Source organism: Spiroplasma endosymbiont of Dilophus febrilis, assembly GCF_964030685.1.
In the GTDB taxonomy this organism is placed as follows: Bacteria; Bacillota_I; Bacilli_A; order Mycoplasmatales; family Nriv7; genus Nriv7.
Genome location: NZ_OZ034912.1, coordinates 885,742 through 901,455, shown reverse-complemented (window position 1 = coordinate 901,455; position 15,714 = coordinate 885,742). Strand labels below are relative to the sequence as shown.

Sequence of the window (15,714 nt, the reverse complement as noted above, 5' to 3'; positions counted from 1 at the left end):
CAAATTCTTGGTAATGATTAGGAGTGAAAAAATGAAATCATTGGTTTTATTAATAGTTATTAACTTACCTTTAACAATTATCGGTTGTTCACAAGGTAATATTGATAATATTATTAGTAGTACATCTTTTTGTGATTATCAAAGTAATTTAGTAAAAGAACAATTAATTTTAGAATCATCAGAAGAAGAAAGGTTAAATTTATTTAAACCAGAAAATAATTGGGATAAGTATGAAGAGGCTTTAAATAGTAAGAATTCTTTTACTAATATTCAAAAAGCAAAAATTCAAGGATGTTTTAATGTTTTTAATAATAAAAAAATGCAAATAAGTCAAATCCATACTTATGCTAATAAAATTAAATATAAAAATGATCAAATTAGTTTTAAAAATTGAGATGCTTTAAAAATTTATTTTCATCAACAAAAACTAAGAAATAAACAAGATTTTCTTTTTCAATTTGATAAATTAGAAAAGTTTGTTGAAAATGATATTTTTCTTAATTTATATAATTATCTAAGTTATGCTTTTGGTAAAGAAAATGTTCATGAGTGGTTGTTTATGTTAGCTTTTTCACAAAAAATGACGGAATTTATTGCCGAAAAAAAGAAAGAAAATAATTTTCAAGGAAAATTATCAGGGGCGCATAAAGTTTTGTTAGGTGGGTAAAGATTTGAATAATTTTGAAAGAAAAGCAACTAAAAATTTATTACCTTTTTACTTGAAAAATAATTAATAAAACAAAATATTTAATATTAACAAACATATTCTTAATAAAAGGTTATAAAAACTAAGTAAAATGCTTATAAAAACAACATTAAAATAATTTTTTACAACAAAAATCATACATAAGAAATATATACTTAATTTGCATATTGAAATAATTTATAGTAAATGACTATTTTTTCTTTTTTAAAAAATACCTAAGAAAACTAAACGCGACCTGGTTTGATTTTTTAATTGAAATTTAAAATTTCAAGATTTAAAATGAGTTTATTTATTTAAAGAAGAAGGTTGATTTGTAGTTCAATTTATTATTGGTATTGTTTGAATTCTATATTTAATTTTTTATAGGTTTAAAAAATAAATTTCTTACTTTTTTAGTGTGCTTTATTTTTATTTTTTAATATTTTTTTAATATGATTAATAAATTTTTTATCACAAGCATCGTGATTTCCTAAGTTTCTAATATGCAAACACCAACGACATATTTTATAATCTATCGTTTCTTTCAAAATTAAAACCCCTTTTCATCGCAAGAATTACAGATTCCAACTGTATTTTTATTGCCAACGATATAGCTTTCGTTGTCACATTCAATACAAAATATTACTGCCAAAAGAAAACACCCCCTAAAAGTTTGTAGAAAACAAAATCTTGTCATATGTATATGGTTTCTACAATATAAACATTATTCTTTATTGACAAATAAAATTTAATATAAGTTTTATGTTTTCGGGGCTAATATGGGCTTATTGCTTCCTTTCCTGGCTAAATAAAAAAGGTCGAATGATGTTGTTTTTCATTCGACCCATGTTATAATTCAATTAGGAAGAATGATGGTGATATCATCATTTTTCTTTTTATTTAATTATTTTTATTATAGCATTAATATTTACAATAAATTTATTTATTTAAAATTTTTAAAAATAATTTATAATTAATTTGTATTAAATAGAATGTAAAAATTTGAGAAAGGTTGTTGATTCGTGAATAAATTTTATTAATTACTAAAAATTAACAAAAAGGATTTGATTAATAATGAAAAAATTACTAGGATTAATAGGAACAATCACCATCGCCGGAAGTGGAATGATGGGAATTGTTGGCAATGCCCCAACTTCAGCAAAAAACGAAATTAATTATTCACAACTAAATAACTTAGAAAAATTAAATAGAATTAAAAAAGCAACACCATTTTCAAGTCCAAGTAGAAAAATTGTAACAATAAGTGAACAATTAGTTGTTGATAAAAACAACCCCACAGAATTTTTTTCATCTTTGCAAAGAATTATTCAAGAACTCTCAAATATTAATATTTTAGAATTTGTCAGTAGTTTAATTCCACAAGGTACAGAAGAGAATTCATCAGAAGATAATTCATTTTATAGATTAAGCACTGAGCAATATGGTTATTTTAGGATTCCGGTTGTTTTTAGAAATACTAATAATATACAAAGTCAACGAAATTTAGAATTAGTTTTTAGAACGGATAATTTATATCTTGAAGGATTTGTTGTTAATGTTGAGCCACAAGGTGGTCACACGGGACCTGAATATAATTACTATCATTTTGATTTTAAATCAGAAAGATATCAACCATATGGACATCCTCATCTAACACAAATTGCGGGAACAAATTCAAATAATTTAAAATTTAGTGGTGCTTATCGTGATTTGCGTATAGGAATGGGCGACAATAGAAATATTTCTTGAACTCATATTTATAATTCTTTTTTATGATTAAGTAACACAAATAATTATCAATTAGATGAACCCGATTATATTTCTACAAGAACCTCTCTAGGCCAAACTATTTTAGTCACTGCAGAAGCAATAAGATCTATAGAATTATATAATATTCTTAGAGATAATTTTATTAATAATAGATCTATTGATTGAAATAATAATACAAGAGAAAATAATATTCATAGAATTTTAATGAACTGAGGAAGAGATTCCAGAGCTTTGGAACAGCAATTAAATCAATTTATTAGAATAAATAATGATGTTTCAGCAAGTAATAATAATAATATATTTCGTGTAGAAGAAATTGCAGAAACAAATGATTTGTGAGAAAATTTATATTCACAAGGTATTAGAGTAGCATTAGCATCTATATTTTTGTTAAATTGATATATTAATTTAAATTGCAATAGACAACAAAGAGATTTAAATAATGTTTTAAATCAAAAATTTTGTGATTTAAAACCTGAAATTGACAAAATTCAAGGAAAAATAAACATAGTTAGAATATTAGAAAATGATAGTTCTGAAAATCCTTGAGTTAAAAAAGGATATGTTATTTTAGGTACTAAAAATGGTGTATATACAATTCATCAAAATGATTCTGTTAATAAAAGAATGGGAGATTTTAATGAAGAAGTTACTAATATAATTATTAAAAATTATAATAGTGCTTTTATTTTTACAAAAAATAATTTATATGTTCTTAAGTTTAAAGAAACAGATGGTGAATATTGAAATAGTTTTAAAATAAATATTCCTTTTAATTTAGATGATATAACCAAGTTTAAAGTATTGACAAATGATAGTTCTGAAAATTCTTGAGCTAAAAAAGGATATGTTATTTTAGGTACTAAAAATGGTGTATACATAATTAATCTAAAGGGTGAGGTTGGTAGAAGAATGTCTACCATTAATAGTGAAGTAAAAAATATATTTGTAGATCCAAGTAATAATTTTGCTACTGTAATTTTTAAAAATTTTGAAGATACAAGATATGAACTTAATTTTAAAGATTGAAGTTATTCATCAATTCGCGATTTTAATCACAAATTTAGATAAAAAAATATTAAGTATTTTAGAAACAATCAATTTAATTGGAACAAGTAAAAAAAAATTTAATCTCTGTGAAAAATAAAAAAATATTTAAACCGGTAATTAATTAAAATTACTGGTTTTTATTTTGACAAAATAGAAAGGAGAAAAAATTAAAAATTGCTTATTCGTTTGTGGGTATTGTCATCATAGAAAACTACTTTTCTAGGGTAGTGGTAACATTTAATAATTTTTAAATTTAGTTAACTTATTTTTAAGTTTTAATGATAAATTTTTTTCTAGGATTTATTTCTATTCTATATCCGCTTGAGTAATCATAGTAATTTATTGTCATTTCTAATTGGATAGCCTTTTGGATTTTGTATGTTTTTCTATTGTTATTTGAATTGATTATTATGCCATATTTTTCTATTAAATATTTGGTATTTTTTCTTATTTCATTGTTTTTTAAAAAAGCAGGAGTTATAAGTTCAAGTTTATCATTTGTCGGTTTTGCTGATGGGTAAGGAAATCAGTTTATTATCATAAGATTTAAGGACATTAAAATCAATTTTGTAGATACTATTATTGTTTTTAAAGGCACTATAATTCTCTTGATGCGTTTTTTTATCAAAAGTAAAGAAATAACTTCTTAGTAATAATTCTGAATTACCAGTAACATTGATTAAATATTTTTTGGGATAAAAGGTAATTAATGAACGATAAAGGGCGCATAAAGTTTTGTTAGGTGGGTAAAGATTTGAATAATTTTGAAAGAAAAGCAACTAAAAATTTATTACCTTTTTACTTGAAAAATAATTAATAAAACAAAATATTTAATATTAACAAACATATTCTTAATAAAAGGTTATAAAAACTAAGTAAAATGCTTATAAAAACAACATTAAAATAATTTTTTACAACAAAAATCATACATAAGAAATATATACTTAATTTGCATATTGAAATAATTTATAGTAAATGACTATTTTTTCTTTTTTAAAAAATACCTAAGAAAACTAAACGCGACCTATCCGCTAGGGCGCATAAAGTTTTGTTAGGTGGGTAAAGATTTGAATAATTTTGAAAGAAAAGCAACTAAAAATTTATTACCTTTTTACTTGAAAAATAATTAATAAAACAAAATATTTAATATTAACAAACATATTCTTAATAAAAGGTTATAAAAACTAAGTAAAATGCTTATAAAAACAACATTAAAATAATTTTTTACAACAAAAATCATACATAAGAAATATATACTTAATTTGCATATTGAAATAATTTATAGTAAATGACTATTTTTTCTTTTTTAAAAAATACCTAAGAAAACTAAACGCGACCTATCCGCTAAAATAACTTTATTTTTATTGGCAAATGGATTATATTCAGTTACTCCCCCAATTTTTCAAATAAAGGCGTTAGGTTCTAGTTGTTTAACTTTATTAATTAAATCAACATCACCTTTACCATCAATAATTATGGTTGTTTCACGGAATTTAACTTTTAACTCTTTTATGATTTGCAATAGTGTTGTTGTTTTACCACTACCCGTGGTTCCAATAAGCAGAGTGTGTTGAGTTAGATTAGCTTTTATTAAACCAATATCATTGCTTAATTTAACTAGATTATTTTGTGGAATTTGTTTAAATTCTTGTTCTAATATGTTTGTTTTTTTCTTTTGCTCATAAGCAAACATATTAAAGTGTTTCCATTTTTGATAACCAATAAAACCAGTAAAAATAAATATAATTATTATGGTAATAATTGTTGAAATTTTTAAGGAGATATCTTTTACAAAAACTTTTGCAAAATTGTTTCAAGTAACTTCTTTTAGTTTTATTCCAGTATAAGTAAGGGCAACAATTATGTTAATTAAAGTAATAAAGAAAATGAAAGCTAAAATAATTGAAAAAGACAGCAAGGGTCGCGTTTAGTTTTCTTAGGTATTTTTTAAAAAAGAAAAAATAGTCATTTACTATAAATTATTTCAATATGCAAATTAAGTATATATTTCTTATGTATGATTTTTGTTGTAAAAAATTATTTTAATGTTGTTTTTATAAGCATTTTACTTAGTTTTTATAACCTTTTATTAAGAATATGTTTGTTAATATTAAATATTTTGTTTTATTAATTATTTTTCAAGTAAAAAGGTAATAAATTTTTAGTTGCTTTTCTTTCAAAATTATTCAAATCTTTACCCACCTAACAAAACTTTATGCGCCCCTGAAGTAGAAATTTTATGCTTATTGTCTAAACTAGCTTCAATTTTCTTTTTAATTTCAGTTTTATCAATTTTTTCTTTACTGTTAATAACAAAATTAAAAACTGCTTGTGCTACTTTTTTGTTTTCTTCTTCTGAAAATCTAACTGTATATTTAGATAATTCAACAACCAAATGATAAATATCAAAGATTAATGATGACATAAAGCCTCGTTCTTCATCTTTAAAAAAGTTGCACTTAGCTTTTAAACTTAAAAAATTAGGATAAAATCTTTGTTTCATTCTTGGATGTTTTTCCATAAACTTTTTTCATTTTTCAAATTGGATTTCAGTTTTAGGTCTTGGTCCTGACTCAAAATCTCGTTGTCGTAAAATTATTTCTTCAACTAACTTATATACTTTGCCTTTTAATTGCGGATAAAATTCCGTTTGCTTTTCCAAGATTAAATTTAATTCTTTACGATAATCTTCTCTAGCAAACAAAAATTTATAGCCAACAGCATCTTTATTATTAGTATTATCTTTTTCTTGATTTTCATTGTTCTTAGTACTTTTCTTTTTAACAGATGCTGATAAACGATTACGAACAACAATTAAATTCGCATTTTCTTTTGATTTAAATTCTTGTTCATTAACAATTGCTTCAGCAATTGTTTTATGAGATTGAATTAATAAATTAGCTTTATTTAACGCACTATCTAATTTAGCTGCTTGCTTTTTATCTTCTTCATTAAAAGAAAACTTATCATTATAACCACGACTATTGGCAATATGAATTAAAATAACACCCAACTCTTCACCAGTTAATTTTTCAGTTAATCCCTTTACTCGTAATCCATAAGGATTAAAATATTGGTCTTCATTATATTTAATTAAATTAGTAGTTTTCTTTTCGCGATAAAAATTTGCTAATTGTTCATCTGTAACAATATTATTTTCTCTTAAAAAATCTTTGATTTCTTTAATTCTTTGTTTTCTTCGTCGATTTAATCTTCTGGCCCCACGAAATGTTCTTCTTTCTTCAGCATGAGTTGTTCCTTTTTTAGGATCTTCAGCCACTTCAAAAAGTCTCACACCAAAATCATCAATATAATACTCATCCCCTTCTTCACACATAACAGCTCACCCTACAGATGATATTCCTAAATCTAAACCTAAATAATATTTTTTATCCATTTTTTATTCCTTTCCCTATTTATACATTTTATTTAAAATTAGTATAACATAGGTTAATTCAAAAAATTGATACTTATAAACAAAAAGAAAGATTATGGTAACTGTAAACATCAATCATTTTACAATTCCGATAATCTCTCCTATATATTATGAAATAAATAATAATTTTATTCTATATAAAAAAATTAAAAACAAAATTTATCTTGCTTAATTATTCCTTGCATTTGGGTATTAACAAATAAATTATAATTATAACCATTGTCAAACTCTATCGTAGCAATTTGGTGATTGGGATTTAAATGAACTAATAAATCTTTTTTATTGCAGTCTCATCGGCCTTTCCATAATAAACTTGTTTTTTCCATAATTTCAAATGGATAGTTATTACCAATAATTCCCCTTATTTTTTCACATAATATTTCAATAAATTTTTTATTCAATTGTTCCCTTGTTTTATCACTTGAATCTAACCAAATTGTTCCAATAGTTTGAGGAGAAATTTTATTAAGAACTTGTTTCATCGCTCTTAGCGAGTCATTAAAATATGTTCAATGAATTACTTTTCTACCAAAAAAATAACCATCATAACTATAAAAAGCAAAAAAATTGGGAACTATTGTATCTTTTTCTCCTAAGACAACACGAGAAAAAGCAGCACTTTTTCCTACTAACATTTGAATATTTTTAACTTTTGAACTATATAAAGGATATTCATTAATTAAAATTTTATAAAACTCAGTAAATTTTTTAATATTCATCACATTTGGATTATTAATCAATACTTCATCCACTTCTTCTAATTTATTAATGGCATTAGCTTCTTCTTTTGACAAAACATATATCTTTGAACAACCTAATTTCACAAGTTGATTAACTTTAAAAATTTGATAATCAAACTTAAAATATTTTCCTTCTTTTAATGAAATGTTTAATATTTCTGAGGTAATCTTAACATTATTATAAAAAATTTTGACATTATTAAAGTCAAAACCTCAGGGATCAAAATCATTTTTTTCTAAATCATCACTACTAAGATTTTTAGCAGCCACTTGTTTTAAAACATCAATATTAATTTCAGATTTCAAATATATGCCATCAGTTTTAATATTGATATTAAAATTATTAGGATAAAAAGATACTAATCCCATCATTAGAAAAAAACATATTATTATTAATAGTGTTTTTCGAATTCTTATCATTTCAAAAATCCTCCTTAAAAATTAAATATTTCAAAGTTTAAAACTTCAATCTCATTTATCTCAAGTAACATATTTATAAATGGGAATTGTTTCTCAACTCATACAACATCCTGGGTCATTATCACTAACACAATGTCAACGATGCATTTTACATGTAGTTTCATAATAATCAACTAGCGTTACTCTAACATATCTTTCTTCGGACAATTTATAAGTATCAATTTCAAGTTTTACTGAATTTAAATCATTATTATTATATACCACTACTTTTTCACTTAAAATTTTTTTATCCCAATTATCAATTTTAATGCTATGTCTTAAAACTAAACCTTCGGTAAAATTATTAGTAAACTCCTTAAATGCATTAGCAGAAATCGTTCTTCGCGGTGTTTTTGAGTCCAGATTATAATAGAAATTAAGATTTCCTGACAATGTAAATTGAATTGCTGTTAATAATCTTTTAGTAAAACTAATATTATTAGCAGTATATATTCAGTTATTATCTCAAACATTTAGAACGCCCGTAATCGCATCAACAACTTCACTAACTTTACTAATAATATTACCAACAACCGGAATATATCCAATAACTGGTGAAGCAATTTGCTCAATAATTTTTAAAATGTTATTGCTTTCTTCTTTAAAATCCAATTGTAATGCTTCATTAGGAAATTTCGGGTTAAGATAACCATTGTGTTCTAAAAGTTGGTTATAATGTTTAAAAGGAATAACAATATCTTTTAAAGAATAGTGATCAGATATTAATGATGACAGCACTAAGGCATCGCAATTATCAACAAAATAATCAGTAATATAGTATTTCTCCACTCATAGAAAAGATGTTTGCACCTTACCTTCAACTTTATAATCAAAATTTCAAGTTGATTTGCCTTTTCTTTCAATTTTATTAAATGAACTTTTCGGATATCTTAAAAAGAAATAATCAACATCATTTATATGTTCACCATATTTATATTGATATCCACAAAAATTATTATTAAGAATTCCTGCTTTTGGTTGTGATTTTAATGAATTAGAAGTTACTGCCACTAAATCATTATTTCCAGTTAACTTATTAGCAAATAAAAATTTTGTACCATTAGTACTAATAAATAACGAAGCAATTACTAATAATGGTTTATAAAATAAAAACTTACTCATCATTATTCCTCACTTTGAATTATTTAGTTATTTATACAATCTTAACTACAACAATTATGACACAAAAATGTCAAAATAATCATATAATATTTAAAGTTGAAACATCTTTTCAAGATAACGATAATCCGCCCATTATTTGACAAACAAAAAACCTAGCAAAGGTATATTTGCTAGGTTTTAGTGAGGAACATTTCGGATACCCCAATACCGCACAGGACTAAGCTACTTAAAACAGTGCTGTGCGAATTAATATCGCACGCCTTTATCTTAGTCATCGGACATTTTTGTGTAGAATGTCCTTGAATAGGACACCTTTATATTAACATATCCTAATATAAGATGTAAATACTTTTTTAGTTATTTTTAAAATTTATTTAATTTCAACCCCAGCACCAGCAGCAACAAGTTTTTCCTTAATTTTTTCGGCTTCTTCTGGTTTAACTTTTTCTTTAATTACTGGATTTTCACCCTCAACTAATTTTTTAGCTTCCATTAAAGGTTTTTCGGTAATCTCGGCTACTGCTTTAATAACTGCAATTTTAGAATCACCAAGTTTAGTTAAAATAACATTTACCTCTGTCGGTGCAACATTACCATCACCCTGTGAAGCTGCTTGCATCATCACTGGTGCACTAGCAGTAACATTAAAATGTTCTTCAATTGCTTTTACTAATTCATTTAGTTCAATTAATTTCATCTCTGCTAGCGAAGCGATAATATCTTGTTTTGTTATTTTATTACCTTTTTTAACACTACCAGTTTTTTCTTCGTTAATTTTATTTTCTATTTCTTCTTGGGTATCTTTTTTTATTGGATTATTTTCTGCCATAAATATAATTCTCTCCTTTTATTTTTATATATCAGTTTATTCTGTTAGTTGTTTATCAGCAATGGCTTTAATTGCTAAAGCAACATTAATTAATGGACTAATAATTGCTGAAGCAAACATTGAAATAAGGCTGTTTTTTGAAGGCAATGTGGCTAATACTTGTAATTCATCATATAACACTACTTTACCATCCAAAATAGCACTTTTTAATACTAAATTTTTATGTTCCTTAGCAAAATTAGCTAATAATCTTGGGCCTACAATTTCATCAGTTGCCGAAAACACTAATGCATTAGGGCCTAATAAGACATCATCTAAATTATTAACACTTAACTCTTGTAATGCTCTTCTTACTAATGTATTTTTATAAATTTTTAAACTAGCATCTTCACTTCTTAACTGTAACTTTAAATTAGTTAAATCTTGAACAGAAAATCCATGATAATGAATAATAGTTGTTGACTTTGACGATGCAATCTTTGTTTTAATCTCTTGAACAATATTATTTTTAGTTTCTATTGCTGGTCGCATTCATCCACCCCTTCCTAATTTCTCAAACATAACCGTTTAATCCTGAAATCAATATCTATCTTACATAAAAAAACTCGGTATGTAATACCGAGTTTAAAAGAGTTTTTGTAATCCAAAATCCTATACCTTTTAATCCTCGGCAACATAATTAAGGTTTCCCCGTTGCTGTCTATAGACTATTGATAGCATAAAATAATAATAATATGTTTTTAACACAAATGCAATACTTATTTTAAAATTTTATGTAGAAACCATATACATATGACAAGATTTTGTTTTCTACAAACTTTTAGGGGGTGTTTTCTTTTGGCGGTAATATTTTGTATTGAATGCGACAACGAAAGTTATGTTGTTGGTAATAAAAATACAGTTGGAATCTGTAATTCTTGCGATGAAAAGGGTTTTTAAATTTTGAAAGGAACGATAGATTATAAAATATGTCGCTGGTGTTTACATCTATTTAGTGATAAACGGTATTTGCATGTTGCTTGTGAGAAAAAATTTATTAATCATATTAAAAAAATTTTAAAAAATAAAGGTAAAAGGAATTTAAAAAATAATGTTTAAAGTTAAATTAGTTAGTATAAAAAGAAAAATATTTAAAAATAAAGATGGCTCTATGATGTCAGGTTATTCTGCCGAATTTTTGCGTTATGAAAATGACTTATTTGAGCCTACCGGCGAACAAAAGGCTTTATGAATTGATGATAACAATCTAGAACAACAAGAAATTTATAAACTGTTAAAAGAAAATGTTAAATCATTTTTTAGTTGCGAATTAACTTTTGAAAAAACCCCCAAAATAGTTAACTTGCAAAAAATTGAATTATCAAAAAATCAAAAAAACTTGTCCAGTTAATTGATAATCACTTCGGTCTGCAAAGCGGTGCGGAAGGCGTATGCCCCGCCCGCTAGCGGGTTAGTCGGCGAAGCCGACTATTACTTGATTAAATAACACAACTGGCGAAAATCTAAAACGGGAGCATAAAATATGAATTTACAATCTCAAAATCCAACTGATTTTTATATGAAAACGATTTATTATGGTCAATATATTCGTAATATTGTTATGCCTTTAGAATGCATCAAAGCAAATACTCGTAATGCTAGCGGTTTAAAAAATAAGGGTAATTGTGATACAAAATTGCTTAATAGCAATATTCGTGCAAAATCTAATGTCATTAGGAAGGCATATCATAATTTTTGAGACTGTAAAAAACTTACATTCTTAACGCTTACTTATGCTGATGTTAATGAATTTGATATTAGAAAATGTAAGCGTGATTTAAATAAATTTTTTAAAAAATTAAAATACTGATTTAAAGTTAAAAATAAAAATATTAAGTATTTGTATACCTATGAATATCAGAAACGAGGCGTTATTCATTTTCATATTTTAATTACCGAAATAATACCACATAAAATTATTTTACAATTTTGACCTTATGGCATTAATAAAAATATTAGAGTTCGTGAAAACACTAATGAAATGGTTGTAAAATACTGCTCCAAATATATAACTAAAAATGTTCTGAATGAAAAATCATTAAATCAATATGACTTAAATATCAAGGCTTATCAATTCTCATATAACTGTCAAAATCCCATTACTAGAAAACAAGTATTTACCGATACTTTGAATAATATTGTTAATCGAACCGTAAATTCCGAATTTGTAAAATACTTAAAATCAACAGTTAATAACTTTAAAACCAAAATGTGCGGAGCAATCTATGAATTTAAAAATATTAATTATATAGACTTTGAAAGTGCAAATTATGCTTCATTAGAAAGTTTAAGATTTAGAAACCAACTAAGAAAAATCAAACATTAGGAGTTAAAAAATGAAAGAAAAATTGCAATTTAAAATAACAATTAAAAATTAGAAAATTAAGGAGAAAAGAAAAATGAGTATTTTTGGATTAGTGTTTTTTACGATTTTAACATTATTACTAGCATACTATATTGCGGTTAATATTTATCGTTTTTTTAAAGATAAAAAGAAATATGGTAGTGAAGCAAAACAGCTACCAAAAGATTTTACTTATGCACAACGAATATTTATTGCAAAGTTTAAACGAAATTTGTTAGAACAAGATGAAAAAGAAATTAAAAAGTAGGTTTAGAAAATGTTTAAAAAAATAATTATTGAGTTAATCGAATTAATTTACCCAACTGCCGATTTACCACCCCAAGTTGTATTTTTATTTTCAATTTTAATAATTGTAATGCTCTTCTCAGCAATTATTTTTCTACTCTTTTGACCTTTTAAGCGGTAATTATTATGTTTTTAGTTGCTTGAAAAGATTTAAATTGAGAAATGACAAAATTGTATTTTTGAGATTTATTTATTCAAATTAAAATTATTCCGGCGTGAGTCTCTGGTAAAGAAATTGATTTAACTAAAGAACTACTTTGACTTTTAATAGCGAATATTGCCTTTTGAATTGTATTAGTATTCATTATCTTATTTATGGTTATTTTATTTTATAAGGTTAAATCATATTTTGTTTAGAAAGGGGGTGATTATATGATTAGAACTTTCTTAACAGAAGTGGTTACGCCAGCAGCTGTTACTGGTGAACAAGCGGTTACTAACTTATGAAAAGCATTAATTAAAGCGTTCGGTAATATTTGAACTGACATTATTGGTGGTAATATGCCAAACGTCGTTAATTTCTTTGCTACATATTGAGTTTTCTTGCTTGGGGTGATTATTGGTTTATTTTTAATCGCTTTCAAAATGTTTGAAAAATTAATGCCCGGCAGATAATAATAAAAATAAAGAAAGTGTGATTTAAGTGATGCTATTGTTTAAAAAAATAAATTTAAGATTATATGATTTTGTTGCTTTAAATCGCACTTTATTTATTATTGCGTGATTCTATGGTGCGATTTTGCATTATTATAATCCTCAGAGTTGACGAATGCTATTTGATATTATTTATTTATTAATTGCTTTGTATATTTTATATACTAAAATTTCTCATTTCTTTGCTCGTCGTAGTTTTATTAATTTCTTATTAAATTCACCCTTAAATTTAGTCATTGGTGCTTTAGGGACGGGAAAAACTGCTTTAATGGTTTTAGCTTCTTACTTATTAAGTGGTTGAAAAACGATTTCTACTTTTCCGATTGCGGATAAACAAATGCTTTCATTAGGGCATATGTCTTTATTAGATTATAATTATCCAATTTTAGATGAAAAACATTTACTGTTATGAGATGAAACTAACTTATTTTTAGAAGGAACTGATTATAAAGAAAATGATAGAGTAACCCAAGGTTTACAAGAATATTGGTCGCGTTTAGTTTTCTTAGGTATTTTTTAAAAAAGAAAAAATGGTCATTTACTATAAATTATTTCAATATGCAAATTAAGTATATATTTCTTATGTATGATTTTTGTTGTAAAAAATTATTTTAATGTTGTTTTTATAAGCATTTTACTTAGTTTTTATAACCTTTTATTAAGAATATGTTTGTTAATATTAAATATTTTGTTTTATTAATTATTTTTCAAGTAAAAAGGTAATAAATTTTTAGTTGCTTTTCTTTCAAAATTATTCAAATCTTTACCCACCTAACAAAACTTTATGCGCCCTTCGTTGCATTCTTAAAATATTTTTTAATAAGTTTTGTTAAGGTGGTTTCTTCAATATAGAAATAAGTGCATAAATTTAAATAGGCCGTAATGCGTTTTTTAGTTTTATAGTAATAAGGATTACGGCACTTAGCATTTAGTCAACTTTGGATTTTTGCTTTTAAATCGGCTAAATCAGCTTGGGAAATAATATATTTCATTTTTTAAACTCCTTAAATTAAGAAAACCGTATTACAAAAAATACGATTTTCAAACATATTTATTAAAATTGCTAATTAATTAGGTATTTTCGCTAAAAATGAACTTATAAAATATTGTGGTTTATTTAATTGATATCTATCTAAATAAACAAATGACACTTTAATACTTTCAAGTTTAGGAATTTCTCAGCCATAAGTAGTCAATATATCTTCAGATGGTTTTGGTTTATAAACACCTTCTCGTTTAAAAAAATCCTTTATAGGATTATTAATACTTTGATTTTCGATTAAAAAGCTTTTTTCAGACATATCATCTGGAAAACGAACACTTTCATCATAAAAAGTTATTCTTCCAGCAGAGCCAAAACTCTCTACATTAAAAAATGTATTATTTAAACTAGAAAATTGTAATTTTTTTTCAGAAACATTACTTCTACATCCAAAAATAAACATTACACATACTAAATTTAAAGCTGATAAAAATTTTCGCATAAATAAAAATCCTCCTTTCAAAGGAATTATATTATAAAAAATATTGGCAATATTTAAGAGAACTTTTTTAATATCATTAATAAGATTGCTAATGGAACTACAAATTCAAATAACATCTGAAACGCCGGAATAACTTCAAATACCGGAAAGGCAGTTTTGGTAAAATTAATCGTTGTTTTAGCAATATCGGCAAGGGGGCGAATTAAAAGATTAATCCCTGAAAGACCAAGTAATCAATTCAACACACTAACAGAGGCGTGCTGAATACCACACGATATTGCACTAAATAAATCTCAATAAGAACAGATGGGTGTTGGAATTAAGTCATCCATATTACCATTTATTCCACCGCCAATAAAAGCCGTTGAATTCAAAATGTTAAAATCGTATAAAAAATAATGATATTCAGTACTTTCATTTTTCTTTTTATATAGTGGAAAGGTCAGTGTAAAAATATTAATACCATACATGACATCAACTTTGGCATTGTAAAAATGCAGTTTATTACTAGTGGCATTTCACAATTGATTATCATATGCTTTTAACACGTTAAAATCTATTTGATAAGAACTTTTACCAGTATTAAAACCATTGGTAATTTGTTTATCTTTAACAAAGAAATAAGAACGAAAAATCATATTCTTACTATTTTCGATTGTTGAACCAAAGTTAATTAAATACTGTTTGGGATAAAAAGTAATTAAGGAACGATAGAAAAAACCCATTTGTAAAACATTTTTAGGAATTTGTTGCATCCCTTTGTAATCTAATTCTACATAAGTAGAGGCATCTGTAT

The 15,714-nt window shown here is 25.0% G+C and carries 20 protein-coding genes and 1 other annotated feature; of the genes, 9 read left to right on the top strand and 11 right to left on the bottom strand.

What is annotated here, in order from left to right; genetic code table 4:
• Positions 1-31: 31 nt before the first annotated feature.
• Positions 32-667: a hypothetical protein gene (locus AAHF53_RS04975; protein WP_342189684.1), complete on the top strand. Its 636-nt coding sequence runs from the start codon at positions 32-34 to the stop codon at positions 665-667.
• A 431-nt stretch (positions 668-1,098) separates the two neighbouring features.
• Here the strand turns inward: AAHF53_RS04975 and AAHF53_RS04970 are convergent, their stop codons facing one another.
• A complete protein-coding gene (locus AAHF53_RS04970) occupies positions 1,099-1,233 on the bottom strand; it encodes a hypothetical protein (protein ID WP_338966916.1) in 135 nt (44 codons plus the stop codon).
• A 526-nt stretch (positions 1,234-1,759) separates the two neighbouring features.
• Between AAHF53_RS04970 and AAHF53_RS04965 the strand changes: the two genes are divergently transcribed.
• Positions 1,760-3,526 carry a ribosome-inactivating family protein gene (locus tag AAHF53_RS04965; protein ID WP_342189683.1) on the top strand — a complete coding sequence of 589 codons (1,767 nt, stop codon included), beginning with the start codon at positions 1,760-1,762 and terminating at the stop codon, positions 3,524-3,526.
• Positions 3,527-3,996: 470 nt separating this feature from the next.
• Here the strand turns inward: AAHF53_RS04965 and AAHF53_RS04960 are convergent, their stop codons facing one another.
• From AAHF53_RS04960 to rplJ, 7 genes are all read right to left on the bottom strand, one after another.
• Positions 3,997-4,284 carry a hypothetical protein gene (locus AAHF53_RS04960; protein ID WP_342189682.1) on the bottom strand — a complete coding sequence of 96 codons (288 nt, stop codon included), beginning with the start codon at positions 4,282-4,284 and terminating at the stop codon, positions 3,997-3,999.
• Between the two features lie 527 nt (positions 4,285-4,811).
• The gene (locus AAHF53_RS04955; RefSeq protein ID WP_342189681.1) at positions 4,812-5,423 is read right to left on the bottom strand and encodes a type IV secretion system DNA-binding domain-containing protein; all 612 of its coding nucleotides are present in this window, start codon (positions 5,421-5,423) and stop codon (positions 4,812-4,814) included.
• A gap of 276 nt (positions 5,424-5,699) precedes the next feature.
• Positions 5,700-6,902 (bottom strand): type II CRISPR RNA-guided endonuclease Cas9, encoded by a 1,203-nt coding sequence (gene cas9 / locus AAHF53_RS04950; protein ID WP_342189680.1) that lies wholly within the window; start codon positions 6,900-6,902, stop codon positions 5,700-5,702.
• 185 nt (positions 6,903-7,087) lie between these two features.
• The gene (locus tag AAHF53_RS04945) at positions 7,088-8,101 is read right to left on the bottom strand and encodes a hypothetical protein (RefSeq protein ID WP_342189679.1); all 1,014 of its coding nucleotides are present in this window, start codon (positions 8,099-8,101) and stop codon (positions 7,088-7,090) included.
• 21 nt (positions 8,102-8,122) lie between these two features.
• Complete coding sequence (locus AAHF53_RS04940; RefSeq protein WP_342189678.1) at positions 8,123-9,262, bottom strand: hypothetical protein; 1,140 nt, start codon at positions 9,260-9,262, stop codon at positions 8,123-8,125.
• Between the two features lie 370 nt (positions 9,263-9,632).
• Positions 9,633-10,091 (bottom strand): 50S ribosomal protein L7/L12, encoded by a 459-nt coding sequence (gene rplL / locus AAHF53_RS04935; protein WP_338968401.1) that lies wholly within the window; start codon positions 10,089-10,091, stop codon positions 9,633-9,635.
• Between the two features lie 36 nt (positions 10,092-10,127).
• Positions 10,128-10,652, bottom strand: a complete 525-nt coding sequence (gene rplJ, locus AAHF53_RS04930; protein WP_342189677.1) for a 50S ribosomal protein L10 — start codon at positions 10,650-10,652, stop codon at positions 10,128-10,130.
• Between the two features lie 26 nt (positions 10,653-10,678).
• Positions 10,679-10,815 (bottom strand) — a sequence feature (ribosomal protein L10 leader region).
• 218 nt (positions 10,816-11,033) lie between these two features.
• Here rplJ and AAHF53_RS04925 point away from each other — a divergent pair.
• The 7 genes from AAHF53_RS04925 (at position 11,034) to AAHF53_RS04895 (ending at position 13,954) form a co-directional block, all read left to right on the top strand.
• Positions 11,034-11,189: a hypothetical protein gene (locus tag AAHF53_RS04925; RefSeq protein ID WP_342189676.1), complete on the top strand. Its 156-nt coding sequence runs from the start codon at positions 11,034-11,036 to the stop codon at positions 11,187-11,189.
• Positions 11,182-11,481, top strand: coding sequence for a hypothetical protein (locus tag AAHF53_RS04920; RefSeq protein ID WP_338966992.1), 300 nt, complete (start codon positions 11,182-11,184; stop codon positions 11,479-11,481). The genes AAHF53_RS04925 and AAHF53_RS04920 overlap by 8 nt, the downstream gene beginning before the upstream one ends.
• Positions 11,482-11,613: 132 nt before the next feature.
• Positions 11,614-12,456 (top strand): rolling circle replication-associated protein, encoded by an 843-nt coding sequence (locus AAHF53_RS04915; protein WP_342189675.1) that lies wholly within the window; start codon positions 11,614-11,616, stop codon positions 12,454-12,456.
• Positions 12,457-12,529: 73 nt separating this feature from the next.
• Positions 12,530-12,742 (top strand): hypothetical protein, encoded by a 213-nt coding sequence (locus AAHF53_RS04910; protein ID WP_215826178.1) that lies wholly within the window; start codon positions 12,530-12,532, stop codon positions 12,740-12,742.
• 164 nt (positions 12,743-12,906) lie between these two features.
• Positions 12,907-13,137, top strand: coding sequence for a hypothetical protein (locus AAHF53_RS04905; protein ID WP_342189674.1), 231 nt, complete (start codon positions 12,907-12,909; stop codon positions 13,135-13,137).
• A 15-nt stretch (positions 13,138-13,152) separates the two neighbouring features.
• Positions 13,153-13,395: a hypothetical protein gene (locus tag AAHF53_RS04900; protein ID WP_342189673.1), complete on the top strand. Its 243-nt coding sequence runs from the start codon at positions 13,153-13,155 to the stop codon at positions 13,393-13,395.
• Between the two features lie 31 nt (positions 13,396-13,426).
• Positions 13,427-13,954 carry a hypothetical protein gene (locus tag AAHF53_RS04895; RefSeq protein ID WP_342189672.1) on the top strand — a complete coding sequence of 176 codons (528 nt, stop codon included), beginning with the start codon at positions 13,427-13,429 and terminating at the stop codon, positions 13,952-13,954.
• A gap of 262 nt (positions 13,955-14,216) precedes the next feature.
• On the opposite strand, the gene AAHF53_RS04890 is transcribed toward AAHF53_RS04895, so the two are convergent.
• From AAHF53_RS04890 to AAHF53_RS04880, 3 genes are all read right to left on the bottom strand, one after another.
• A complete protein-coding gene (locus AAHF53_RS04890; RefSeq protein ID WP_342189671.1) occupies positions 14,217-14,426 on the bottom strand; it encodes a hypothetical protein in 210 nt (69 codons plus the stop codon).
• Positions 14,427-14,501: 75 nt separating this feature from the next.
• Positions 14,502-14,918 carry a hypothetical protein gene (locus tag AAHF53_RS04885; RefSeq protein WP_215826268.1) on the bottom strand — a complete coding sequence of 139 codons (417 nt, stop codon included), beginning with the start codon at positions 14,916-14,918 and terminating at the stop codon, positions 14,502-14,504.
• Positions 14,919-14,971: 53 nt separating this feature from the next.
• Positions 14,972-15,673: a hypothetical protein gene (locus AAHF53_RS04880; RefSeq protein WP_342189670.1), complete on the bottom strand. Its 702-nt coding sequence runs from the start codon at positions 15,671-15,673 to the stop codon at positions 14,972-14,974.
• Positions 15,674-15,714: the final 41 nt, after the last annotated feature.